We start from the raw sequence: 23,234 nt of genomic DNA, 5'->3' as shown, positions 1-23,234 counted from the left end.
GACGAGCTTGGGGTCGGCGGTCATGATCCCCTCCACGTCCGTGTAGATCTCGGCGGTCGCCGCGCCCAGCGCCGCGCCCAATGCTACGGCCGTCGTGTCGCTGCCCCCGCGGCCCAGCGTCGTGATCTCGCCGTCCCGCGTCACGCCCTGGAAACCGGCCACCACCACCACCAGGTCCCGCTCCAGGTGACGCCGGACGGCGACGGGGTCGATGCTCAGGATGCGGGCGTCGTTGAACTCGTCGGTGGTGAGGATGCCGGCCTGGCCGCCGGTGAGGGCCACGGCGGGACACCCGCTGCGGGACAGGGTGTGGGCCAGCAACGCGGTGGAGATCGTCTCGCCGGTGCTGAGCAGCAGGTCCAGGGTGCGGGGGTCGATCTCCTCGCCCACGTCCCGGACCAGGGTGACCAGGGTGTCGGTGGCGTAGGGGTCGCCTTCCCGGCCGATCGCGGAGGCGACGGCGACGACGGCGGCGCCCTCCTTGCGCGTCGCCGCGATCTGCTCCGCAACCTGCAGACGTCCGGCCGGCGTGGCCAGCAGAACGCCGCCGTACTTCTGGACCACAATGCGCATGCGCGTCTAGGCCCGGACCGAACCCCTCAGCAGGCCGCGCTGGACCAGCGTCTCGGCGATCTGGACGGCGTTGAGCGCGGCCCCCTTTCTCAGGTTGTCGGCGGCGGCGAAGAAGGCCAAATTTCCCGCTCCGTCCGTGCGGATACGGCCCACGTAACACGGGTCGCGCCCGGCCGCCAGCAGCGCCGTCGGGTAGCGCGCCTCCGCCGGGTCGTCCACCACCGCCACCCCCGGGGCGCGCTCCAGGATCGCCCGCGCCTCCTGCGGGTCCAGAGGGCGGCTGAACTCGGCGTGGACGGCCACCCCGTGTCCGACCAGCGTCGGCACCCGCACACAGGTGATGCCCACCGACAACTCGGGGGCGCCGAGCATCTTCCGCAGTTCCGCCGCGACCTTGACCTCCTCGCCGGTGTGCGCGCCCTGCAGCCGCCCGATGGCCGGGATGATGTTCATGGCGATCGGGTGGGCAAAGGCGCGCCCGCCCGGCCGCTCCGGCGGACGGCCGCCGCCGACGGCGTCGCGGAGCTCGTTCCAGAGCTGCTCCACCCCGTGCTGCCCCGCGCCCGACACCGACTGGTAGGAACAGGCGATCACCCGCCGCAGCCCGGCCCTGCGGTGCAGCGGGGCCAGGGGGACGGCGATGGTGGCGCAGGTGCAGTTGGGGTTGGCCACGATGCGGCGGGGGAGACGCTCCAGGTCGTGGGCGTTGACCTCCGGGATGACCAGCGGGACTTCGTCGGCCATGCGGAAGGCGGCGGAGTTGTCGATGACCACCGCGCCGCGGCCGGCGGCCACCGGCACCCACTGCTCGGCGACGGCATCGGGGGTATCGAAGATGGCGAGGTCGAGCCCGTCGAAGCGCTCCGGGGCGACGGCTTCGACCACCCGTCCGTCCAGGCGCGTCCCCGCCGACCGCGGCGAGGCCAGCAGCCGCAGGTCGGCCAGCGGGAAGGCGCGCTCGCGGAGGATGCGCAGCACCTCGCGGCCCACCGCCCCCGTGGCGCCGACGACGGCAACACGAAACCCGTTCATCGCACCTTTGCCCGACACTCTATCACGGTCAGCCCAACTCCAACAACGGCTCCAGGCCGTAGATCAGCCTGCCGGCGGTCCGCACGCGGCGGATCGCCAGGAGCATGCCGGGCATGAAGGACTCTTCGTTGATCGAGTCGTGGCGGATGGTCAGAGTCTGCCCCGCCCCGCCAAAGATCACCGCCTGATGGGCGACCAGGCCGGGCAGCCGCACGCTGTGCACGGGCACGCCCTCCACCCGGCCGCCGCGCGCGCCCGCGGCCAATTCCTCTTCCTGCACCGCGGGGAGCGGAGGCTCCCCGCGGGTCTGCGCGATGAGGGCGGCGGTTTTCATCGCGGTCCCCGACGGGGCGTCGCGCTTGCGGTCATGGTGCATCTCAATGACTTCCGCGTGGGGAAAGTACCGCGCCGCCTGGCGGGCGAAGACCATCATCAGCACGGCGCCGAGGGCGAAGTTGGGCGCGACGACGGCGCCCAGGCGGTGGCGCTCGCACAGCCGGCCCAGCTCGTCGATCTGCGGCGTGGTGATGCCGGTGCCGCCGATCACCGGGCAGACGCCGGCGGGGATCGCCGCCCGGGCGTGTTCCACTGCGGCCGGCCCGGGGCTGAAATCGACCAGGACCTCCGCCCCCGCGCGCAGCACGGCCGCCAGATCCGCGGTGATCGCCACGCCCAGGGGAGCACCGCCGGCGACGACGCCGGCGTCCTCGCCGACGGCGTGTGTCCGACCGAGGGCCCCGACCAGCGCCAGATCCGGCTCCCGGGCGACGGCCCGCACCGCCGCCCGGCCCATCCGGCCGGCGGCCCCGGAGACGGCGACGCGGATGGGCCCGGCCACGGTCAGATCGCGGCCTCCACCGCGGAGACAAAGGCCTCGCGCATCGCCCTGGCCAGCCCCCCGTCGGAGCGGAACGGTCCGATCGCCGCCATCGAGAGGCGGCGCGGCTGGAACAGTTCGGCGGCCAGATGCCGCAGCTCCTCCGCGGTGACGGCGTCGATCCGGGCGATGAGCTCGTCCAGGGTGATCTGCCGGCCGTGGTAGATCTCGGAGCGCGCCAGGACCGACATCCGGCTGCCCGTGCTCTCCAGGGAGAGCATCAGGCTGCCCTTCAGCGACTCCTTGGCCCGGGCCAGTTCGGCGGCGGGGACCGGCTCCTGCGTCATCTTCTCCACCTCGTCCAACGTGAGCCGGATGACCTCCGGAGCGGCGTCGGGGCTCATCCCGGCGTAGATGACGAAGAGCCCGCCGTCCCGGTAGGAGGTGGCGTAGGAGGAGATGGTGTAGACGAGGCCCCGCCGCTCCCGGATCTCCTGGAACAGGCGGGAGGACATCCCGCCGCCCAGCAGGTGATCCAGCAGGGACAGGGCGTACCGCCTCTCGTCGGCCTGGGCCAAGCCCTGGGTGCCCAGACAGAGGTGTACCTGCTCCGTTTCCTTGAGGCGGGTCACCACATCGGCCTGGGGACGGGGCGGCTCGGCCACCACCGGCGGAGCCGGACCGTCCCACGCCCCGAAGTGACGCCGGACGGCGTCCACCACCGTGGCGTGGTCGATGTCGCCGGCCACCGCCACCACGACGTTGCCCGGTCGATAGAAGTGGCGGATGTGCTCCAGGAAGTCCTCGCGCCGCAGCCGGCCCACCGTCTCCAGCGTCCCGATCACCGGGCGGCCCAGCGGGTGGCCGTTCCACACCGTCTGGGCGAAGAGGTCCTGGACCAGTTCGTCGGGGGCGTCCTCGTAACTCTTGATCTCCTCGGCGATGACCTGCCGCTCCCGCTCGATCGCCTCCGGGGCCAGCGTGGGGCGCAGCAGCATGTCGGCCACGATCTCCACGGCCTGGTCGAAGTGGGCGGAGAGCACCTTGACGAAGAAGACCGTCTGCTCCCGGTCGGTGAAGGCGTTCATCTGGCCCCCGATCTCGTCGGCGGCCTGGGCGATCTCCAGGGCGGACCGGGTGGCGGTGCCCTTGAAAAACAGGTGCTCCAGGAAGTGGGAGATGCCGTGCCGGCCCGGGGGTTCGTAGCGGGAGCCGGCGTTCACCCAGACCCCCAGGGCCGCGGTGCGCACCTGCGGCATCCGCTCGGTCACGATCCGCAGCCCGTTGGGCAGCACGCTCTTGGCGATCTCGTCGCGCATGAGGGTCACCCCGCGGCTCCGCCCGCGGGGCGGTGCTTTCTCCTCTACTGTACCTGTCCGGGGATTCCTCTTGGGGTTTTGCCCGCGCTCGGACTATTCCGGTCTGCGCCCGCGCGGTTCCCCGCGGTGGTCGGGACGGCGCCGCCGCGCGCCGCCGCCTTCGGGGCGGTGCCGCCGGTCGTCGCCGCGGCCGGCGCGGGCCGCCCGCCGCAGCCGCTCGTCCTCGGGCCCGGGCTCCAGCCGTCGGGTCAGGTTGATGCGGCCCAGGTTGTCGATCTCGCGGACCCGGACCTGCATCTCGTCGCCCACCTTGACCACGTCCTCCACGCGCGTCACCCGTTCGCCGTCCCCCAGCTCGGAGATGTGCAGCAACCCCTCTTTGCCGGGCAGCACCTCGAGGAAGGCGCCGAAGTTCATCAGGCGCGTCACGCGGCCGGTGTAGATCTCGCCCACCTTCACCTCGCGCACGATCTCCTCGATCATCCGGATGGCGCGCGCTGCGGCCGCCTCGTCGGCGGAGGCCACGTGCACCTTGCCGTCCTGCTCGATATCGATCTTCACCCCGGTTTCGGCCGTGATCTTGTTGATCACCTTGCCGCCGGGACCGATCACCTCCCGGATCTTGTCCGGGTTGATCTCGATGGTGATGATCCGCGGGGCGTAGGGCGAGAGACCGGGCCGCGGCTCGGCGATGGCCTGGGCCATCACGTCCAGGATCATGAGGCGCGTCTCGCGCGCCTCGGCCAGGGCCCGGGCCAGGATCTCCCGGGACAGCCCTTTGATCTTGATGTCCAGCTGCAGGGCGGTGATCCCGACCCGCGTGCCGGCCACCTTGAAGTCCATGTCCCCGAAGGCGTCCTCCAACCCCTGGATGTCGGTCAGGACGACGAACCGCCCTCCCTCTCCCGTCACCAGACCCATGGAGATGCCCGCCACCGGGGCCTTGATCGGCACGCCGGCGTCCATGAGGGCGAGGGTCGAGCCGCACACCGAGGCCATGGAGGTGGAGCCGTTGGACTCCAGGACTTCGGAGACCAGTCGGATGGTGTAGGGGAAGACCTCCTCACCGGGAAGCACCGGCTCCAGCGCGCGCTCGGCCAGCAGGCCGTGCCCGATCTCCCGGCGGCCGGGCGAGCGCAGCGGCCGGACCTCGCCGACGCTGTAGGGCGGGAAGGAGTAGTGGTGCATGAACCGCTTGCGCGTCCGCGGGGAGAGATCGTCGATGATCTGCTCGTCTTCGCCGGTGCCCAGCGTGGCCACGGAGAGGACCTGGGTCTGGCCGCGCTGGAACAGGCCGGAGCCGTGGGCCCGCGGGAGCAGGCCGACCGCGGCGCGCAGCGGACGGACGTCCCGCACTCCGCGGCCGTCCACGCGGCGCCCCTCCTCGAGGATCCCGCGGCGGACCTCCTCCCTGATCGCCGCCTGGAGGATCTCCTCGATCTCCTTGCTCCGTTCGGGGTACTGCTCGGCGAAGGCCGGCGCGACGCGCTGCAGCACCTGCCGCAGGGCGTCCTCCCGCATCAGCTTTTCCGGCTGGGCCAGCGCCTCGCGGATCAGCGGCCGGGCCCGATCCCGCACCGCGGCGGCCAGTTCCTGATCGACCTGCGGGACGGGGACCGCCATCTTGGGCTTCCCCGCCCGCGCCGCCAGGTCGCGCTGGGCCTGGATGATGCGACGGATCTCGGCGTGGGCCAGGTCCAGGGCGGCGAGCACGCGCTCCTCCGCCACCTCCCGCGCCCCCGCCTCGACCATGATGATGGCCTCGTCGGTGGCGGCGACGATCAGGTCCAGCTGGCTCTGCGTGTCCAGCTGCGTCTGCGTCGGATTGACCACGTACCGCCCGTCGATCAACCCGATGCGCACGGCCCCGATGGGTCCGTCGAAGGGCACGTGGGAGAGCATCAACGCGCAGGAGGCGCCGTTGATGGCGGGAATCGCCACATCGTTCTCCTGATCGGCCGACAGGACGGTGGCGATTACCTGCACGTCGTTGCGGAACCCCTTGGGGAACAGCGGACGGATCGGCCGGTCCATGAGGCGGGCGGTCTGGATGGCCCGCTCCCCCGGCCGGCCCTCGCGCTTGAAGAAGCCGCCGGGGATCTTGCCGGCGGCGTACATCTTCTCTTCCAGATCGCAGGTCAGGGGGAAGAAGTCGATCCCCTCCCGGGGCTCCTCCGAGGCGGTGGCGGTCACGAGGACCATCGTGTCGCCGTAGCGCACGACCACGGCGCCGCCCGCCTGGCGGGCCAGGACGCCGGTCTCGAAGGACAGCACGCGTCCGGCCACCTCGACCCCGACCTGCTGGGCCTCCCACTGCATCATCAGCCTGTTCCTCCTCTATCGCCTGCCATCTCCCATCCCTACACACGGAAGGAGCGGGGACGACCCCCGCTCCCGAACCCGTCACCTCATCGTTGCTCCGTACCGGGGCCGCGCTCCGGCGGCGCCCCGATCACCGGCGCAGTCCAAGGGACTCGACCAGCTGCCGGTACCGGGGAAGGTCGGTCTGCTGCAGGTAACTGAGCAGCCGGCGGCGCTGGCCGACCATCTTCAGCAGCCCGCGCCGGGAGTGGATGTCCTTCTTGTGCAAAGCCAGATGCTCCGTGAGCTGGTTGATGCGCTCGGTGAGCAACGCGATCTGCACTTCCGGGGACCCGGTGTCGGTTTCGTGCCTGCGGTGACGGTCCACGATCTCGGTCTTCTTCGTCTTGGGCAAGGCCACGACAGGGCCACCTCCATCGGTGAATCAAGGCCCGGCGGCCGCCGGAGGCACGCACCGCCCAGCCAGAGACTCAATGGTACTTGTTAATTTTACCACGCGGCCGGTCACCCCACAACGCAACGGGGCGGCCGCGCCCCGGCCGGCGGCGCGGGGCGACGCCGCCCTCAGGCCGGGTCCACCGGCGCCTCCAGCAGGCGGCGGGTCTCCTCCACGTCCTCTCCGATCTGCCTGATGAGCGCCTCCTCGGAGGTGAAGGCAATCTCGTCGCGCAGCCGTTGCACGAACTCCACCTCGAGCTCCTGATCGTAGAGGTCGCCGGAGAAATCCAGCAGATACGCCTCCACCACCAGCGCGCCCGGTCCGAAGGTGGGACGCGTGCCGATGCTCACCGCGGCCGCGTACCGGGCGCTCCCGAGGTGGGCCAGGGCGGCGTAGATCCCGCCGGCGGGGACGAGCTTGTCGTCCCGGGGCACGAGATTCGCGGTGGGAAACCCCAGCCGCCGTCCTCGGGCGTCGCCCCGCCCCACCCGGCCCCCCAGCCGATACCACCGGCCCAGATACCGGGCCGCCTCGCGCACCTCTCCGGAGCGCAGCAGCCGCCGGATCAGCGTGCTGCTCACCAGCGTCCCCCCGACATGCACCGGCGCGATCACATGTACCCGGACGCCCCGCGCCTCCGCCCACCGCCGCAACAGCTCGGCCGTGCCGCCCCGATCCCGTCCGAAGGTGTAGTTGTCCCCGCAGAGGAGGTGCTGCATGCCGACGTGCCGTTCCAGCATGGCCATCCAGCCCGCCGCGTCGATCCGCCGCAGCGCTTCATCGAACCTGACTACCACGGTCAGGTCGATGCCCTGCGCCGCCAGCAGCGTCAACCGCTCGTCCAGGGTCGTGAGCAGGAAGGGTTCCGGAGGCGGAGCGATCACCGTCAGCGGGTGCGGGTCGAAGGTGATCGCCGCGGCGCGGCCGCCCACCTCCCTGGCCAGACGCACGGCGGCCTGCAGGAGGGCCTGATGCCCGCGGTGCACGCCGTCGAAGGTGCCCAGGGCCAGGGCCACCGGGACGCGCTGGCGCGGAAAGGCGGCAAGGTCCCGGACGACCTCCATCAGCCCTCCCGCAGCACTTTGAAGGGTTTCAGCACCCCCTGCTCGACGCGGGCCAGCGCCACCAGGCCCCGGGCGTCGCGCAGGCGCACCAGGTCCGCCTGGACCAGGCGTTGCCAGCCGGGCACCTTGAACAGCGGAACCGGCTGACCGTGCACGACGGCCTGGCGCTGCACCGCGGTGAGCTCCACGGCGGGCAGATCGGCCAGGGCCGCCTCCGGCGACTCCAGGGCATCCTCCAGCGACCGGGGGGTCAGCTCCTCCAGCGCGTAGGCGTCTTCCAGGAGGTAGCGCCCGACCCGGGTGCGGACCATGAAGGAGGCATGGGCGCCCACCCCCAGCGCCGTCCCGATCTCATGGCACAGTCCGCGGATATAGGTGCCCTTGGAGCAGGTGATGTGGAGCCGCCCTCGGGCGGGACGCTCCGCCGCAAACTCCACTAGCTCGAGCTGGTAGATGGTCACCCGTCGGGGCGGCACGTCCACCCGGGCCCCCTCCCGGCGGAGCTCATAGAGCCGTCTGCCCCCCACGTGGACGGCGGAGGCCATGGGCGGAACCTGTTCGATCTCGCCCATGAACGACCGCAGGACCTCCCGCACCCGCTCCGCCGTAAGACCTTCCGTAGGGTGCTCTGCGACCGTCGCCCCGTAGGCATCCCCCGTGTCGGTGGCGCGGCCGAAGGTCACCTCCACCAGGTACTCCTTGTCCGTCACCGCCACGAACTCGGCCAGCCGGGTGGCCCGGCCCACGACCAGGACCAGGACGCCCGAGGCGCCGGGATCGAGCGTCCCGGTGTGGCCGACGCGCCGCGTGCCGGCAAGACGCCGCACCGCATCCACCACGTCGTGGGATGTCATCCCCACCGGCTTCAGCACGTTGAGGATGCCGTCAGGAGGCGGCATGGAGCTCCTTCTCCGCCGCGGCCAGCGTCCGGGCCACGACGTCGTCCAGCGACCCACTGGCGGTGAACCCGGCCGCGCCGGCGTGGCCGCCGCCGCCGAACGCCTCCGCGATGGCGTGGGCCCGGACGCCGTCGCGCGAGCGGATGCCCACACGGACGCCGTCGGGCGTTACCTCAAAGAGCAGCGCAACCTGCACGCCGCGAATCTGGCGCAGCAGGTTGACGATGCCCGTGACGTCGTCCGCGCCGGCCCCGGCCTCCTGCAGCATCTGCGGGGTCACCGCCGTCCAGGCGATCCGACCCTCGGCGGCCAGCGCCAGCCGTTGCAGCGAGGCGCCGAGCAGCCGGAGGCCCCCCGCCGTGCGCGTCTCATAGACGCGCTCCACGACGGCCGGAATCGACCCCCCGGCGGCGACCAGGTCGGCGGCCAGCCGCAGCGTCCGCGGGGTGGTGTTGGGAAACCCGAACCGGCCGGTGTCGGTGACGATCGCGGTCAGCAGGCACTGGGCCAGTTCCCGGGTCAGCGGGACGGCCATCGCCCGGATCACCTCGGAGATCTGCTCGCCGACCGCCGCGGCCGCGGGATCGTGGAAGACGATGTCGCCGAAGGCGGTGTTGCTCTGGTGGTGATCGATGTTGATCACGGTCCGGGACCGGGCCAGCACCTCGGCGAAGGCGCCGGCGCGGTCGAGGGAGCTGCACTCCACGGCCACCCCCACCGCGCACGCCCGCTCGGGCGGGGCGGTGAGGATCCGGTCGCTGCCGGGCAGGAAGCGGTAGACCTCGGGCACGCCGTCCGCGCTGCCCACCAGGGCCTGGACGCCGCACTGCCCGCAGGCCAGGGCCAGGGCCAGGGCGGACCCCAGGCAGTCCCCGTCCGGCGCCACGTGGCAGACGATGAGCGCGTCAGGCGTCGTGCGCAGGATCCCCGCGATCGTCTCGGGCAGCGTGGGCATCGGGAGCGCTCTTCACTTCGCCGAGCAGCTTGAGGACGCGCGAACCGCGTTCGATGGACTCATCGAGGGTGAAGGTGAGGTCGGGGGTGTAGCGCATCTGCAACCGCCGCCCCAGGGCGCGGCGGATGTAGCGCGAGGCGCTGTGCAGCCCCTCCATCGTCGCCGTCTTGGCCCCGGGATCGCCGAGCACGCTGACGAAGACGCGGGCGTGGCGCAGGTCCACGCTGACCTCGACATCGGTGACCGAGACGAAGCCGATCCGCGGATCGCGCACCTCGCGCTGCAGGATCCGCATCACTTCTTCTTTGATGAACTGCTCCACCTTCTCCGGTCGATGGCTCACGGTCGCCCCTCAGCGCCATTCCAGCTCCACGCCGGTGACCACGATCTCGGATTCGCGTTCCACCAGGTCCAGGACCCGGGAGAGCACGGCGCTGGCGTGGGCGGAGGTGCTGCTCACGTAACTGATACCCACCTCGGCGTGGCGGCGGCTGTCCTGACGGTCCACTTCGGCCGCGGAGACGTTGAAGGTCTGGTGCAGCCGGTCCAGCAGGCTCCGCAGCAGACGCCGCTTGTCCTTCAGGCTAGTGCTGCCGGGGAGGCTGAGTTGCAGACGCAGGACGCCGACGACCATCTGCCGTGGCGGGCGCCGCCGGCGGCGGGCGGTGTCGGCCCGTCCACCGGCCCGGCCCGGGGGCGGCCCGTCAGGCCGGCTCTTCCCGGATCTCGAACGCCTCGAGCACGTCCCCCACCTTGACGTCGTTGAATCGCTCCAGCGCGATGCCGCACTCGAACCCCGCACCCACTTCGCGCACGTCCTCTTTGAAGCGGCGCAGGGAAGCGATCTTTCCCTCGTAGACGACCACGCCGTCGCGGATGAGGCGGACGGACGCCGACCGGGGAATCACCCCCTGGGCCACAAAGCAGCCGGCCACGGTACCCACCCGAGAGATGGTGAACGTCTGCCGCACCTCGGCCTGACCGAGGGACACCTCGCGCTTCTTCGGCGCCAGCAGTCCGCGCAGCCGGTGGCGCAGATCGTCGAGCGCCTCGTAGATCACCCGATAGCTGAGGATCTCGGTCCCTTCCTGCTCGGCCAGCTTGCGGACCTGCGCCTCCGGCCGGACGTTGAACCCGACGATCACGGCACGACTGGCCACGGCCAGCATCACATCCGACTCGGTCACGTTGCCCACCGCGGCGTGCAGGATGGCGATCCCCACCTCCGGCGTGGCCAGCCGACTCAGCGACGCGGTAAGCGCCTCGACGGACCCGTGGGTGTCGGCCTTGACGATGAGCCGCAGTTCCTTCGGCCCTTCTCCGGCCGCCGCCTCCTCCGCAGCGGCGGGTCGGACCACGGCCATCTCCAGGGCGCGGCGCCGCTCCCGGCGCTCCTGGGCCACGGCTTTGGCCAGCCGGTCGTCGCGCACCACCTCCAGCAGGTCGCCGGCCGTCGGCACGCTGTCCAGCCCCACCACCTCCACGGCGCTGGACGGACCCGCCGCCGTCAACCGCTCGCCGCGGTCGTTGACCATCCAGCGCACCCGGCCGGAGGCCTCGCCGGCGACAACGGCGTCGCCGGCCCGCAGCGTCCCTTCCTGGACCAGCACGGTGGCCACAGGACCGCGGCCCTTGTCCAGGCTGGCCTCGATGATCGTGCCCCGGGCCGGACGGTTCGGGTTCGCCCGGAGTTCCTGCAGGTCGGCCACCAACAGGATCATCTCCAGCAGTTCCTTCAGCCCGGCCTTCGTCCGCGCCGAGACCGGCACCATGACGGTGTCCCCGCCCCAGTCCTCGGGCACCAGGCCCTGATCGGAGAGCTGCTGCTTCACCCGATCCACGTTGGCCTGGGGCAGGTCGATCTTGTTGATGGCCACGATGATCGGCACCTTTGCCGCCCGGGCGTGGTTGATGGCCTCCAGGGTCTGAGGCATCACCCCGTCATCGGCGGCGACGACGAGCACCGCGATGTCGGTGACCTGCGCCCCCCGGGCGCGCAGCGCGGTGAAGGCTTCGTGGCCCGGGGTATCGATGAAGACGATGCGCCTGCCGTCCAACTCCACCGTCGAAGCACCGATGTGCTGCGTGATCCCGCCGAACTCCCGCGCCGCCACATCGGTATGGCGGATGGCGTCCAGCAACGAGGTCTTGCCGTGGTCCACGTGCCCCATGATCGTGACCACCGGGGCGCGCGGTTCCGCTTCCTCGTCCCGCGCCACCTCCAGCCGGCGCGGCACCGGACCGGCGGCGGCCGGGGCGGGGCTGGCGCGGCGGACCCTGGAGCCGAACGCCTCGGCGACCCTGGCCGCGGTCTCCAGGGGAATCTGTTGGTTGATTCCGGCCAGCACGCCCTGCTCCAGCAGCTTCTTCACGACCTCGCCGGCCGGCAGCTCCAGCTTGGCGGCGAGCTCACCGACCGACAACGCGCCGGTGAGCTCGATCTCGGCCGGCACCTTGGGCGGCAGGGCCACAGGTTGCGGCGGAGGCGGCGGCGGAATGAAGCGTTCCTTTTTCTTCGGAAACTCGCGGACCGGCGCAGGCGGCGCAGGCGCCGCAGGCGCGCCGGCAACGGGCGCGACGGAGCCCGGCACGGCGGCGAGCGGCGGAGGAGGCGGAACCGGCGGCCGCACCATGGGAGCGCGGGGTGCCTCCCGGCGCGGCGGCATGGGGCGCGCGCCGGGACGCGTCGGGCCCGACAGCCCCGGTCCACCCGGACGCGCCGCAGGCCTCTGGTCCCTGGCCGGAGGGGCCGGCGGCCTGGCCGCGGGTCGCACAGCCGGAGGAGGCGGCGGCGGGCCCGCCGGCGCAGCACGTTGCGGCGCCTCAACGGCGGGCGGCCTGGGCTTCTCCACCATCTCGGCGGGTGCGGGCTTCGGTGCCTCCACTACCGGTGCGGATGCGGCGGGCGTCGGTGGGGCGGGAACGACGGTTGCGGTCGGCGGTGCGGCCGGCGCAGCCGCGACCGGAGCGGCCGGGACGGACGCCGCCGGCCCGGCCGCGGGCGCAGAACCGCCGGGGACGCCCGGCGCTTCCGCCGGAGACTCCACCGCCGGCGGCGGAGAAGGGAGCACGATCTTTCGCATCCCCAGGATGCGCTCGCCCGTCGGGGTCTTCGCCACGCGCACCGGTCCCGGCGCCGGCTCGGGGGCGGGGGCACTCCTGGCGCGCACCTGGCGGCGAACGCGTTCCGCCGTCCCCTCGTCCAGCGTGCTGCTGTGGCTCTTGACCTGCACCTTCATGCCGGCCAGCAGATCCATCAGCGCCTTGCTGGACAACCCGAGTTCTTTGGCCAGTTCGTGCACCCGCATCAGCGTCGCCGTCCTCCGGACTCCGCCACCCGGTGCTCCGCGGCCACGGCGTCGATGGCCCGCAGGACCTGGTCGAGGATCTCCGCGGGGACGGGCACCTCCAGGGCGTGTTGCAGCCGTCCCTCACGCACCGCCCGCTCCGCGCACCCCCGGTCCGGATCGACATAGGCGCCCCGGCCGGAAACCTTTCCCGTAAGATCCACCTTCACCTCGCCGGAGGGCGTGCGCACGATCCGGAGGAGCTCCCGCTTGGGTCGGGTGCGACCGCAGGCCACGCAGGACCGCTGGGGGACCTTCCGGATCCTAGCCATCGCGTTCCGATTCGACCAGCACTCCCGTCCCGGCGGGGGCTTCCCCGTCCTTTCCGTCCCCCGCCGCCGGCAGGACGGCGGGGTCCTCGGCAGACGCGGGGGCAGCCGCAGCCGCCTCCGGCGTCCCACCCTCCTCCTCGGGCAGGTCCACGAAGAGCTTCTTGGCCTCGATCTCCTTGATCTGCGTCTCGCTCTTGATGTCGATGCGCCAGCCGGTGAGTTTGGCCGCCAGCCGGGCGTTCTGTCCCTCCCGGCCGATGGCCAGGGAGAGCTGGTTGTCGGGCACGATCACCCGGGCGGTCTTCGTCTCCTCGTCGATCTCCACGCGCGTCACCTTGGCCGGCGACAGCGCCGCGGCGACGAACAGCGCCTGGTCCGGGTTCCAGGAGACGATGTCGATCTTCTCGCCCTTCAGCTCGTCCACGATGGCCTGCACCCGGGTCCCCTTGGGCCCCACGCAGGCGCCCACGGCGTCCACGTTCTTGTCCCGCGAGGCTACGGCGAACTTGCTGCGCGCTCCGGCCTCCCGGGCGATGGCCTTGATCTCCACGATCCCCTCGTAGATCTCCGGCACCTCCAGCTCAAAGAGGCGCTTCAGCAGTCCGGGGTGGGTGCGCGAGACGACGATCTGGGGCCCGCGGGTGCCCTGGCGCACCTCGACGACGTAGGCCTTGATCCGCTCTCCCTGGCGGTAGCTCTCCCGCGGAATCTGCTCCGTGGGCGGCAGCACCGCCTCGATCCGGCCCAGGTCCAGGTAGACGTTCTTCCGCTCGATGCGCTGGACCTGGCCGGTGACGATGTCCCCTTCCCGGTCGCGAAACTCCTTGTAGACGATGTCCCGCTCGGCCTCCCGGATCTTCTGCACCCAGACCTGCTTGGCGGTCTGGGCGGCGATGCGGCCGAAGTCGCGGGGAGTCACCTCGATCTCCACCATCTCGCCCACCTGGGCGGTGGGATCCCACTCCCGGACCTCCTCCAGGGCGATCTGGGTGGCCTCGTCTTCCACCTTTTCCACGACGGTGCGGATCTGGTAGGCCCGGATCTCTCCGGTCGCCTCGTCCACCTCGATGCGCACGCTCTGGGCGGAGGCGCCCGGATAGTTTTTCTTGTAGGCGGTCAGCAGGGCGGACTCCAGGGCCTCGATCAGCACCGCCTTGCTGATCCCCTTCTGCTCGTGGATCTCGTCCAGGGCCCGCTTCAGCTCCAGGTTCATCGCCTCACCTCACCTCCGAGCCGGGCGCCGCAGATCGGCGCGGAGGTCTTCCGCCTCGACGACCAGGCGCGCCTGCAGGATCCTGGCCCGCGGGATCTGTACCTGCCGGCCGTCCACCTGCAGGACCACCGCTTCCCCCACCACGCCGAGGACGATGCCGCGGAAACGCCGGCGGCCGTCGATCGGCTCGTCGGTCTGGACCTCGGCGCGGCGGCCGGCGAAGCGCCGGTAGTCGGCGTCGCTGCGCAGCGGCCGGTCCAGACCCGGCGAGGACACCTCCAGCGTGTAGGCGTGGGGGAAGAAGTCATAGAGGTCCAGCCGGCGGCCGAGCTGTTCGCTCACCCGGGCGCACTCCTCCACCGTGATCCCGCCCTCGGGCCGGTCCATCAGCACGCGCAGCACGGTCCGCTCCGCCTCGCCGTGGACGTCCACCTCCACGACCTCCAGCCCCATGCGCGCCGCGATGGGCCGGAGCAACGCCTCCACCTGTGTCCGAATTTCCTCCCGTGTCATGGTCACGCCCGTACATGAAAAAGAGTGGGCCCCAATACCTCCCACTCCTCCGCTTCCGACCGGAAGCGCCGTCGATAAAGACCATCGCGCATTGCACGCGACGCGTTGAGTATAGCACGGCCCCCCGGGGATGGCAACCGCGGGGGCGATCGGGCCGATGAGGCAGCGAAGGCGCCGCGCGGCGGAGCGGAGAACACCCCTCCCCTGGAGGGATCGTGATGCGCATCCGCATTGAAGACGCCGCCGCCCACGCCGGCTCCGAGGTGGAGATCCGCGGCTGGCTGTACCACAAACGCAGCAGCGGCAAGATCCACTTCCTGCTGATCCGGGACGGCACCGGGATCCTCCAGGCCGTCCTGGCCCAACAGGACGTCAGGCCGGAGGTGTTCGCGGCTGCGGAGACGCTGACCCAGGAGTCGTCGCTCATCGTCCGGGGCGCGCTGCGCCAGGACCGCCGGGCGCCCGGCGGGTACGAGGTGAGCGTGACGGACCTCACCGTGGTCCAGCGCGCCGAGCCCTATCCCATCTCGCCCAAGGAACACGGTGTGGAGTTCCTGATGGACCACCGCCACCTCTGGCTGCGCAGCCGCCGTCAGCACGCGCTGATGCGTATCCGGGCCGAGGTGATCCGCGCCTGCACCGACTTCCTGGACGGAGAGGGCTTCCTGCGCGTGGACACGCCCATCCTCACCCCGGCGGCGGTGGAGGGCACGACCACGCTGTTCGAAACCACCTACTTCGACCTCGGCCGGGCCTATCTGACCCAGTCCGGACAGCTCTACAACGAGGCGACGGCGGCCGCCTTCGGGCGCGTCTACTGCTTCGGACCCACTTTCCGCGCGGAGAAGTCCAAGACGCGGCGCCACCTCATCGAGTTCTGGATGGTGGAACCCGAGGCCGCGTTCATGACGCTGGAAGAGTACATGGACCTGGCCGAGGCCATGGTCGTCCGCATCGTGGCGCAGGTGCTGGAGCGACGGCGGCCGGAGCTCGAGGTGCTGGGACGCGATCTGCGCAGGCTGGAAGCGGTCCGCGCGCCCTTTCCGCGGATCTCCTACGACGAGGCCGTTCGGCGCCTGGAGGCGGCCGGCCATCCCGTGCGCTGGGGGGACGACTTCGGGGGGGACGAGGAGACGATTCTCTCTTCCGGCTTCGAGCGACCGGTCTTCGTCCACCGCTACCCCGCGGCGATCAAGGCCTTCTACATGCAGCCCGATCCGGAACGGCCCGAGGTGGTGCTGGGCGCCGACCTGCTGGCGCCGGAAGGCTACGGGGAGATCATCGGGGGCGGCCAGCGCATCCACGATCGCGCGCTTCTGGAGCGCCGGCTGGCCGAGCATGGCCTGCCCGCGGACGTCTACCGCTGGTACCTCGACCTGCGGCGCTACGGCAGCGTCCCGCACTCCGGCTTCGGGCTGGGCCTCGAGCGGACCGTGGCCTGGATCGCGGGCATCGAGCACGTGCGGGAAGCCATCCCCTTCCCGCGCCTGCTCAACCGGCTGTACCCATAGCGCGCAGCGCGGCCAGCACCTCGGCGCTGTGCCCCTGGACTTTCACGGCGGGGAAGACCCTGGCCACCCTGCCCTGCTCGTCGATGATGAAGGTGGTCCGCGCCACCCCCCAGTACCGGCGGCCCATCATCGTCTTTTCCACCCAGACGCCGTAGGCCTCGGCCGCCTTGTGCTCCACGTCGGCCAGCAACGGATGGGGGATACCGAGCTTCGCCTTCCACCGGGCGTGGGACTCCACGCTGTCCGGGCTGACGCCGAGCACCGCCACGTTCAGTTGCTGATAGGCCGCATAATCGTCACGGAACGCGGTGGCCTCGGCCGTTCAGCCGGGGGTGGCGTCGCGGACGTAGAACCACAGCACGACGCGGCGTCCCCGGAAGTCGCGGAGCCGCACCGTCTTCCCCGTCTCATCCGGGAGGGCGAAGTCGGGCGCCGGCTGCCCCTCGGTGATCACACTGAATGGATTTGGCGCTCGCCGCGCGAATCCCCTGGTGCTGTGGCCGAACCGGCGGAGATTGCCCTGATCTTCGACCTGGACAACACCCTCATCCACTCCACCATCGACTTCCTGGGGACGCGCCACCGGCTGATCGATCTCCTCCTCGACGCCGGCGCGGCTCCCGCGTCCCGCGACGTCCTGCTGCGGGAACCGATTCCCCTCCTGGTGGCGATGGGTGAAGCGGCCGGGGAGCGGATCGGCCGCGCGATGTGGGAGATCGTGGCCGCGGCCGAAGCCGAAGGCCTCCGGCAGGCCGTCGCGGTGGAGCACGCCGCCGAGGTCCTGGCCGAGCTCCGGGCCCGAGGCTACCGGCTGGCCGTGCTGACCAACAACGCGCGCCCCGGGGTGGCACCCAAGCTGGCGGAGCTGGGCCTGGACCGGTACTTCGAGGTCATCGCCACCCGGACCGAGGTCCCGGCGCTCAAACCCTCGCCCGAAGGGATCCACTACATCCTGGATCGCCTGCCGGGCGTCCGGCTGTGCTACATGATCGGCGACGCCTGGATCGACGGGCAGGCCGCCCGGGCGGCGGGGGCGCGCTTCATCGGGTTTGGCCCCCGCCGGGAGGCGGCCCGGGAACGGGGGGTGACCCCCTGGGCGTGGATCGACGACCTGCGGGAGTTGCTGACCCTTCCCCTTACCAGAGATGCCTGAACTTGGCGGCGAAGCGGCGCTCCATCTCCTCCTGGTGCAGGTCGTACACCGGACACTCGCGCAGCCGGCAGACGTGCAGGGCGTGGTTGCAGTAGGCGTCGGGGAGTTCCCAGCACCGCTTGTTCGCGAAGTAGGCCGCGCAGACGCCCTTGCGGGGCAGACGGAGCGTCATCTCTTCCACGGACGGCGGCGGGGGATCCACAGGCGCCACATCGCGCACCAGCCGCAGGATCGGACGGATGGGCTGCTCCAGCCGGTCTCCGGCCGCCGGCCGGGGCGCGGCCGCGGGTGATCCCGCCGCCGGGGGAGCGGGCGGGGTCGCCGGAGGAGCGGAGGCCGCCGGCCGACCCGGACCCGCCGGCGGACCGGAGGCGGATCTCTCCGGGGCCGCAGCCGGCACCGCCCCGTTCATGAAATCGGCCAGCTCGGCCCCGGCGTCCTGGATGAAGGACCTAAGTCCGCGCCGCAGCTCCTCGCGTTCTCTCTTCAAGCCGCATGACCTCCCGGGCGAGCTCCATGTACTCCTGCGCGCCGCGGCTCTGAGGGTGATGGATAAAGAGCGGCACGCCCACCATCGACGACTCGACCAGTTTGATGTTGAAGTGGATGGTCGTCTGAAAGACCTTGTCCCCGAAGAAATCCTTGATGCCCTGGACGATCTCTTTGCTGATGTTCGTCCGCGAGTCGTACATCGTCGGCAGCACGCCCAGGATCTCCACGTTGTGGCCGACCTCTTCCCGCACCATCTTCAGCGTCCGCAGCAGCTGGCGCATCCCCAGCAGCGCGTAGTAGTGGGTCTGGATGGGGATGATGATGCTGTCCGCGGCGACCAGCGAGTTCAGGGTGAGCAGGCCGAGGCTGGGCGGGGTGTCGATGATGATGTAGGCGTACTGGTCCAGCACCGGCCCCAACCGCTTGCGCAGGGTACGCTCCCGGCCCAGGCGCGGCGCCAGCTCCAGCTCGGCCGCGGCCAGGTCGATGGAACTCGGGGCGATCATCAGGTTCGGGACCGTGGTGGGCACGATGATATCCAGCAGCCCCAGCCCGTCGCCCTCGTCTCGCTCGCCGTCCACCAGGACGTGGTAGACGGTCCGGCGCAGGCCGGCCGGATCCACGCCCAGGCTGACCGTGGCGTTGGCCTGGGGATCCATGTCGATGAGAAGGGTCTTCCGCCCGCTGACCGCGAGGCAGGCGGCCAGGTTCACGGCGGTGGTGGTTTTCGCGCAGCCGCCCTTCTGGTTGACCAGGGCCAGCAGGCGCGCAGGTTCAGGTAGGGTCACGATGTCTGCTCCGTTGAAAGGACGACGCGATTCAGTTCTTCACGAGCCCGCTCAGCCGGCGCTCCACTGCGTCGAGCACGGCCTCGGCGGCCGCCTCTTCCAGCGGCCCTCGCCGGCCCAGCGCGCTGCCGATCAGGTGCTCGGAGGCTCCCTCCTCCGTCTCCAGCAGAATGTGCACCACCACGGCCTGCCCGCCGGCCAGCGGCTGCACCATCGCCTGCTCCAGCCCCCAACGGGCCCGGCCGGGCGCCACCTGCCGAACGGCGTTCAGCGCCGCCTCGGCGGCAATGGGCACGGTCTGGACCTCGCCGCCCGCGCGATCGGCCCGCCCCGTGATCACCGCCCCGTCATGACCGAGGCTGACCGTCACCGACACGCGCCCCGGTCCCCGTTCGAGGCGGACCCCCGCGATCCGCAGCCGTCCCGCCACCGCTTCGCCATCCGTCCTGCGTGAACGGCGAGCACCTGAGGGGGGAACAGGCCACCGTTCCGGCGTCTCGTTCGGTTGCCTGTTCGACTCTTTCCGGAGGTTTTCCTCTCTGCCGTGCGAAGTGCTAGAATTGCGGTACTCGGTGCGAGCCCCCCCGGGGCAGAGGGCGAGAGCGGATCCACAGGGGAGGGGTCAGGATGCGTATCACGGTCAGCGTGATCAAGGCCGACATCGGCGCGGTGGGCGGTCACACCCAGCCCAGCACCGAGGCCCTGGCGGTGGTGCGCGACCGCGTGCTCCGCGAGCGCGGACGGTTGCTGATCGACGCCTTCGTCTGCCACGCCGGAGACGACATCGGGATCGTGATGAGCCACACCCGCGGGACCGACAATCCCGACATCCACCAGCTGGCCTGGGAAGCGTTCCTCGCCGCCACCGACACGGCCAAGGCTCAGGGGCTGTACGGCGCCGGGCAGGATCTGCTGAAGGAGGCCTTCTCCGGCAACGTCCGCGGACTGGGGCCGGGCAGCGCCGAGATCGAGTTCGAAGAACGGCCCAGCGAAGCGCTGATGGTCCTCCTCGGCGACAAGTGCGGTCCGGGCGCCTTCAACCTTCCCCTCTACCTGGCCTTTGCCGATCCCATGTACTCCCCGGGCCTGATGCTCTCCGAAGGCCTGCACGACGGCTTCACCTTCCACATCATGGACATGGACCACACCGAGGGCGACCGGCTGATCGTGCTCGAGGCGCCGGAGCGGCTCTACGACATCGCCGCGCTGCTGCGCGACACCAACCGGTACGCCATCGAAGCGATCTGGTCCCGCAAGTACCCCCAGGAGCAGGCCGTGGCCGTGGGCACGACGCGCCTGCGGAACATCGCCGGACGCTATGTGGGCAAGGACGATCCTCCGGCGGTGGTGCGGGTGCAGAAGATCTTTCCGGCCACCGAGGAGTTCGGCCCGGCCTTTGCCGTCGGCGCCTTCGTCGGCGGGGACACCCGGGGCAGCCACAACCTCCCGCTCATGCCCGTCCCCGTGAACACGCCGGCCTCCACCTTCTTCTGCGTTCCCATGGTCTGCGCGCTGGGCTTCTCCATGCACGAGGGCCGCTTCACCGGACCGGTCGACCTCTTCGCCGATCCCTTCTGGACCCGCGTGCGGGAGCGCATCGCGGACAAGGCGGCGGAGATGCGCCGGCAGGGGTTCTTCGAGCCGGCGATGCTGCCCATGTCGGAGCTGGAGTACGGCGGGATCGTCTCGCGGCTGCGCCGGCTGGAGGCGCTGTGGCGCGTGCGCAACGGCGCCCGCGAAGTTGCGCCGCCGCGGGTCGAGGCGGGGGTGCAGGGGGAAGATCCGGACTGACCGCCGAAGGCGGCGAACGGCCCGGGCCTCAGTGGGGCTGGCCCGGGCCCTTGTTCTCCTTCAGAACCGTCGTGTCGAGCTTGCGGACCAGGCCGGGCAGGTACTTCGGCAGCAGCGCGCCGATGACGACGAAGAGGGCCAGCAGTCCGAGGAAGAGGTAGACGATCTCCAGCTCACGCACTCCGATCACCCCGACCGATGGGTTTCCCCTCCGGAGTGGATGAACCCTCTCCGGGACCGTAGGTGCGTAGGAGGAAGGCCCGGGCGTCGGCCGCGCTCCGCAGGGTCCCCTCCAGTTGTCCGTCCCGCACCGCCTCCAGCATCTCCCTGAACCGCGGCCCCGGACGGTACCCCATGGCGATGAGATCGTCCCCCGTGAGCAGCGGGGCGGCCGGGGGCGGGGTGCGCAGGTAGGCCTCGCGGGCCGCCACCGCCCACTCGTACACGCTGAGATCGCCGTGGCTGCCCAGGCAGTCCGCACGGTGGAGTTCCAGATGGTCCGGGGCGTCCGCCCGGAGAAGGAACCGCGCGGCCCTGGCCGGACGCATCTTCGGCAGGTCCTTCACCCGCAGGTGGTCCGCCACCAGCGCCACGATGCGATCCACGTCGTCCCCGGGCAGACGCAGGCGCCGGCCGATCGCCTCGGCCAGACGCGCTCCGACCTCGGCATGGCCGTGAAATCTGATCCGGTCCCCGCGCACCAAGGTGGAGGGCTTGCCCACGTCGTGCAACAGCGCCGCCACGGCCAGCACCGGGTGGGGGTCGCGGAGGTGCTCGAGAACCAGCACGGTATGGGTGAACACGTCGCCTTCGGGGTGGAACTCCTCCGGCTGCGCCACGCCCACCGTGGCCTCCACCTCGGGGAGGATGGCGCGCAGCAGCCCGCTCTCCTGCAGGAGTCGCAGCCCCCGTCCCCGCTGCGGGGACACCAGGATCCTGAGGAGCTCGTCGCGGATCCGCTCGGCGCTGACCTGCAGGACGGCGTCGGCCTCCGCCCTGATCGCGGCGAAGGTGGCCGGCTCGATCTCGAACCCGAGCTCGCAGGCCAGGCGCACCGCCCGGAGCATGCGCAGGCGGTCCTCCCTGAAGCGCTGTTGGGGGTCGCCGATGGCCCGCACCAACCTCCGGGCGATGTCCTCGCGTCCGCCGACGTAGTCGATGGTCGTCCCCGTCAGCGGGTCATGGAGGAGCCCGTTGACGGTGAAGTCGCGGCGCTGGACGTCGGTGCGGGCGTCGACGAACTCCACCACACTGGGCCGCCGGCCGTCCAGGTAGGGCCCTTCGGCGCGGAAGGTGGAGATCTCAAAGTGGTGGCCGTCCCGGGGGACGACGACCACGCCGAACCGGGCGCCGACGGAAAGCGCCCCGGGAAAGTACTCCAGCAGCCGGGAGGGGAGGGCATCGGTGGCGATGTCGTAGTCGTGGGGCTCGCGCCCCATCTCCAGATCACGCACGCAGCCGCCGACCCAGTACGCCTGGTGACCGCGCCGGCGCAACTGCCGGACCAGTTCGGTCGCCTGCTCACGTCGGCTGCTTGGGACGCCGGCCATCTCGCCCGTCGCTCCGCCGCGACCCCTGGTGCCGGGCGCCGTCAGGCCACGACCGGGGCGCCGGTCCGGACCCGGGTGATGACTCCTCCGCCCAGCACGCGGTCGCCCTCGTAGAGGACGACCGCCTGGCCCGGGGCGGCCGGCCGCTGCGGGTGGAGAAAGCGAATCACCGCCTCTGCCGGACCCGGACCCGGGCGCACCACGGCCTCCACGTCCGGCGCGGCGTGCCGGAGCCGGGCCGTGACCTGTCGCTCGCCGGCGAGGTCCGCACAGGCAATCCAGTTCATCCCCGAGGCGGTGAGCTCGTCGCAGACCAGTTCCTCCGCCCCGCCGACGATCACCGCGTTGCGGTCGGGATCGAGGGCTACGACGTAGACGGGCTCGCCGACGGCCAGGTTGAGCCCCCGCCGCTGCCCGACGGTGTAGCGGGCGATGCCCCGATGGGTGCCCAGGACGCGGCCGCGGGTATCGAGGATCGGGCCCGGCCGCAGCGCGTCGGGCCGCAAGCGGCCCACCACGTCGTGGTAGGATCCCGCGGGCACGAAACAGATCTCCTGACTGTCCGGCTTGTCCGCCACCGGCAGCCCGAACTCCCTCGCCAGCGCCCGTACCGCCTCTTTATCGAACTCGCCGACGGGCAACCGCAGCCTCGCCAGCTGCTCCTGGGTAAGGCCGTAGAGGACGTAGGACTGGTCCTTGCGCCGGTCCCGCCCGCGCAGGAGGTGGTAGCGTCCGGAGGCGTCGTCAAAGCGCACGCGCGCGTAGTGACCGGTGGCCAGGCCCTCGCAGCCCAGCGCGGTGACCTTGCGCAGCAGCAGCGAGAACTTGACCGCCTGGTTGCAGGCGATGCAGGGGTTGGGAGTCCGTCCCCGCGCGTACTCCGCGGCGAACGGGGCGATGACCGCCGCTTCGAACTCCTCGCGCATGTTCAGGACGTAGTGACGGATGCCCAATCGCGCGGCCACGGCCCGGGCGTCGGCGATCGCGGAGACGCCGCAGCAGGTCCGCACGGCGCGGTCGGGGGAAGGCAGCCACGCCGGCCACAGGTTCATCGTGATCCCGATGACCTCGTGCCCCTCCGCCGCCAGCAGCGCCGCGGCCACCGCACTGTCCACCCCGCCGCTCATCGCGACGGCCCACCGCGCCACGGCCTCCCTCCTCGCTCCCGTTGGTCTCAGGTATCA

25 protein-coding genes are annotated in these 23,234 nt (G+C 71.4%); 3 read left to right on the top strand and 22 right to left on the bottom strand.

What is annotated here, in order from left to right; translation table 11 throughout:
* The 15 genes from QN141_06360 to rimP all read right to left on the bottom strand — a co-directional run.
* Window positions 1-573, bottom strand: a 573-nt coding sequence (locus tag QN141_06360) for an aspartate kinase (protein MDR7558092.1), incomplete at its 3' end; no start/stop codon positions are given.
* A gap of 6 nt (window positions 574-579) precedes the next feature.
* Complete coding sequence (locus QN141_06355; GenBank protein ID MDR7558091.1) at window positions 580-1,605, bottom strand: aspartate-semialdehyde dehydrogenase; 1,026 nt, start codon at window positions 1,603-1,605, stop codon at window positions 580-582.
* A 28-nt stretch (window positions 1,606-1,633) separates the two neighbouring features.
* Complete coding sequence (dapB, locus tag QN141_06350) at window positions 1,634-2,443, bottom strand: 4-hydroxy-tetrahydrodipicolinate reductase (protein MDR7558090.1); 810 nt, start codon at window positions 2,441-2,443, stop codon at window positions 1,634-1,636.
* Window positions 2,444-2,445: 2 nt separating this feature from the next.
* Complete coding sequence (locus QN141_06345) at window positions 2,446-3,741, bottom strand: pitrilysin family protein (protein ID MDR7558089.1); 1,296 nt, start codon at window positions 3,739-3,741, stop codon at window positions 2,446-2,448.
* A gap of 93 nt (window positions 3,742-3,834) precedes the next feature.
* Entirely contained in the window at window positions 3,835-6,063 is a 2,229-nt protein-coding gene (locus QN141_06340) for a polyribonucleotide nucleotidyltransferase (GenBank protein MDR7558088.1), read from the bottom strand.
* Window positions 6,064-6,193: 130 nt separating this feature from the next.
* Entirely contained in the window at window positions 6,194-6,463 is a 270-nt protein-coding gene (gene rpsO, locus QN141_06335) for a 30S ribosomal protein S15 (protein ID MDR7558087.1), read from the bottom strand.
* A 164-nt stretch (window positions 6,464-6,627) separates the two neighbouring features.
* Window positions 6,628-7,566 (bottom strand): bifunctional riboflavin kinase/FAD synthetase, encoded by a 939-nt coding sequence (locus QN141_06330; GenBank protein ID MDR7558086.1) that lies wholly within the window; start codon window positions 7,564-7,566, stop codon window positions 6,628-6,630.
* Window positions 7,566-8,465, bottom strand: coding sequence for a tRNA pseudouridine(55) synthase TruB (gene truB, locus QN141_06325; GenBank protein ID MDR7558085.1), 900 nt, complete (start codon window positions 8,463-8,465; stop codon window positions 7,566-7,568). Before truB ends, QN141_06330 begins: the two co-directional genes overlap by 1 nt.
* Window positions 8,452-9,420, bottom strand: coding sequence for a DHH family phosphoesterase (locus QN141_06320; protein MDR7558084.1), 969 nt, complete (start codon window positions 9,418-9,420; stop codon window positions 8,452-8,454). The genes truB and QN141_06320 overlap by 14 nt, the downstream gene beginning before the upstream one ends.
* Window positions 9,371-9,763, bottom strand: a complete 393-nt coding sequence (rbfA, locus tag QN141_06315; GenBank protein ID MDR7558083.1) for a 30S ribosome-binding factor RbfA — start codon at window positions 9,761-9,763, stop codon at window positions 9,371-9,373. Before rbfA ends, QN141_06320 begins: the two co-directional genes overlap by 50 nt.
* Before the next feature lie 9 nt (window positions 9,764-9,772).
* Window positions 9,773-10,054, bottom strand: a complete 282-nt coding sequence (locus tag QN141_06310; protein MDR7558082.1) for a DUF503 domain-containing protein — start codon at window positions 10,052-10,054, stop codon at window positions 9,773-9,775.
* Between the two features lie 70 nt (window positions 10,055-10,124).
* Window positions 10,125-12,728 (bottom strand): translation initiation factor IF-2, encoded by a 2,604-nt coding sequence (gene infB, locus QN141_06305; protein MDR7558081.1) that lies wholly within the window; start codon window positions 12,726-12,728, stop codon window positions 10,125-10,127.
* Complete coding sequence (locus tag QN141_06300) at window positions 12,728-13,039, bottom strand: YlxR family protein (protein ID MDR7558080.1); 312 nt, start codon at window positions 13,037-13,039, stop codon at window positions 12,728-12,730. The genes infB and QN141_06300 overlap by 1 nt, the downstream gene beginning before the upstream one ends.
* Entirely contained in the window at window positions 13,032-14,252 is a 1,221-nt protein-coding gene (gene nusA / locus QN141_06295; protein ID MDR7558079.1) for a transcription termination factor NusA, read from the bottom strand. Before nusA ends, QN141_06300 begins: the two co-directional genes overlap by 8 nt.
* A 9-nt stretch (window positions 14,253-14,261) precedes the next feature.
* Complete coding sequence (gene rimP / locus QN141_06290; protein MDR7558078.1) at window positions 14,262-14,738, bottom strand: ribosome maturation factor RimP; 477 nt, start codon at window positions 14,736-14,738, stop codon at window positions 14,262-14,264.
* A gap of 245 nt (window positions 14,739-14,983) precedes the next feature.
* Here rimP and asnS point away from each other — a divergent pair, with 245 nt between their 5' ends.
* A complete protein-coding gene (gene asnS / locus QN141_06285) occupies window positions 14,984-16,276 on the top strand; it encodes an asparagine--tRNA ligase (protein ID MDR7558077.1) in 1,293 nt (430 codons plus the stop codon).
* On the opposite strand, the gene bcp is transcribed toward asnS, so the two are convergent.
* Window positions 16,257-16,730 (bottom strand): thioredoxin-dependent thiol peroxidase, encoded by a 474-nt coding sequence (gene bcp, locus QN141_06280; GenBank protein ID MDR7558076.1) that lies wholly within the window; start codon window positions 16,728-16,730, stop codon window positions 16,257-16,259. The genes asnS and bcp overlap by 20 nt on opposite strands.
* 42 nt (window positions 16,731-16,772) lie before the next feature.
* Here bcp and QN141_06275 point away from each other — a divergent pair, with 42 nt between their 5' ends.
* On the top strand, window positions 16,773-17,429 hold the full coding sequence (locus tag QN141_06275; GenBank protein ID MDR7558075.1) for an HAD-IA family hydrolase: 657 nt from the start codon (window positions 16,773-16,775) through the stop codon (window positions 17,427-17,429).
* Here the strand turns inward: QN141_06275 and QN141_06270 are convergent.
* Genes QN141_06270 through QN141_06260 form a run of 3 tightly spaced genes read right to left on the bottom strand, consistent with a single transcriptional unit; the run spans window position 17,413 to window position 19,139 of the window.
* Entirely contained in the window at window positions 17,413-17,919 is a 507-nt protein-coding gene (locus QN141_06270) for a hypothetical protein (protein MDR7558074.1), read from the bottom strand. The genes QN141_06275 and QN141_06270 overlap by 17 nt on opposite strands.
* On the bottom strand, window positions 17,882-18,709 hold the full coding sequence (locus QN141_06265) for a ParA family protein (protein ID MDR7558073.1): 828 nt from the start codon (window positions 18,707-18,709) through the stop codon (window positions 17,882-17,884). Before QN141_06265 ends, QN141_06270 begins: the two co-directional genes overlap by 38 nt.
* 31 nt (window positions 18,710-18,740) lie before the next feature.
* Window positions 18,741-19,139, bottom strand: a complete 399-nt coding sequence (locus QN141_06260; GenBank protein MDR7558072.1) for a hypothetical protein — start codon at window positions 19,137-19,139, stop codon at window positions 18,741-18,743.
* A gap of 197 nt (window positions 19,140-19,336) precedes the next feature.
* On the opposite strand from QN141_06260, the gene QN141_06255 reads away from it, so the two are divergent.
* Window positions 19,337-20,500, top strand: coding sequence for a fructose-1,6-bisphosphatase (locus QN141_06255; protein ID MDR7558071.1), 1,164 nt, complete (start codon window positions 19,337-19,339; stop codon window positions 20,498-20,500).
* Window positions 20,501-20,528: 28 nt separating this feature from the next.
* On the opposite strand, the gene QN141_06250 is transcribed toward QN141_06255, so the two are convergent.
* Genes QN141_06250 through mnmA form a run of 3 tightly spaced genes read right to left on the bottom strand, consistent with a single transcriptional unit; the run spans window position 20,529 to window position 23,198 of the window.
* Complete coding sequence (locus QN141_06250) at window positions 20,529-20,681, bottom strand: hypothetical protein (protein MDR7558070.1); 153 nt, start codon at window positions 20,679-20,681, stop codon at window positions 20,529-20,531.
* On the bottom strand, window positions 20,674-22,050 hold the full coding sequence (locus tag QN141_06245; GenBank protein MDR7558069.1) for a CCA tRNA nucleotidyltransferase: 1,377 nt from the start codon (window positions 22,048-22,050) through the stop codon (window positions 20,674-20,676). Before QN141_06245 ends, QN141_06250 begins: the two co-directional genes overlap by 8 nt.
* Window positions 22,051-22,091: 41 nt before the next feature.
* On the bottom strand, window positions 22,092-23,198 hold the full coding sequence (gene mnmA / locus QN141_06240; GenBank protein ID MDR7558068.1) for a tRNA 2-thiouridine(34) synthase MnmA: 1,107 nt from the start codon (window positions 23,196-23,198) through the stop codon (window positions 22,092-22,094).
* Between the last annotated feature and the right edge of the window lie 36 nt (window positions 23,199-23,234).

The sequence above is a fragment of the Armatimonadota bacterium genome, assembly GCA_031459765.1.
Lineage (GTDB): Bacteria > Sysuimicrobiota > Sysuimicrobiia > Sysuimicrobiales > Kaftiobacteriaceae > Kaftiobacterium > Kaftiobacterium secundum.
Note: the sequence above shows the minus strand (reverse complement) of the source record. Positions and strands in the feature narration are given on the sequence as shown.

Bases quoted from the DNA above. Each gene is read 5' to 3' on its own strand.
- QN141_06255 (MDR7558071.1), top strand. From the start codon at position 19,337: ATGCGTATCACGGTCAGCGTGATCAAGGCCGACATCGGCGCGGTGGGC.
- QN141_06245 (MDR7558069.1), bottom strand. From the start codon at position 22,050: ATGGCCGGCGTCCCAAGCAGCCGACGTGAGCAGGCGACCGAACTGGTC.
- QN141_06310 (MDR7558082.1), bottom strand. From the start codon at position 10,054: ATGGTCGTCGGCGTCCTGCGTCTGCAACTCAGCCTCCCCGGCAGCACT.
- QN141_06300 (MDR7558080.1), bottom strand. From the start codon at position 13,039: ATGGCTAGGATCCGGAAGGTCCCCCAGCGGTCCTGCGTGGCCTGCGGT.
- infB (MDR7558081.1), bottom strand. From the start codon at position 12,728: ATGCGGGTGCACGAACTGGCCAAAGAACTCGGGTTGTCCAGCAAGGCG.
- asnS (MDR7558077.1), top strand. From the start codon at position 14,984: ATGCGCATCCGCATTGAAGACGCCGCCGCCCACGCCGGCTCCGAGGTG.
- nusA (MDR7558079.1), bottom strand. From the start codon at position 14,252: ATGAACCTGGAGCTGAAGCGGGCCCTGGACGAGATCCACGAGCAGAAG.
- truB (MDR7558085.1), bottom strand. From the start codon at position 8,465: ATGCCGCCTCCTGACGGCATCCTCAACGTGCTGAAGCCGGTGGGGATG.
- QN141_06340 (MDR7558088.1), bottom strand. From the start codon at position 6,063: ATGATGCAGTGGGAGGCCCAGCAGGTCGGGGTCGAGGTGGCCGGACGC.
- QN141_06355 (MDR7558091.1), bottom strand. From the start codon at position 1,605: ATGAACGGGTTTCGTGTTGCCGTCGTCGGCGCCACGGGGGCGGTGGGC.
- QN141_06320 (MDR7558084.1), bottom strand. From the start codon at position 9,420: ATGCCCACGCTGCCCGAGACGATCGCGGGGATCCTGCGCACGACGCCT.
- QN141_06345 (MDR7558089.1), bottom strand. From the start codon at position 3,741: ATGCGCGACGAGATCGCCAAGAGCGTGCTGCCCAACGGGCTGCGGATC.
- QN141_06330 (MDR7558086.1), bottom strand. From the start codon at position 7,566: ATGGAGGTCGTCCGGGACCTTGCCGCCTTTCCGCGCCAGCGCGTCCCG.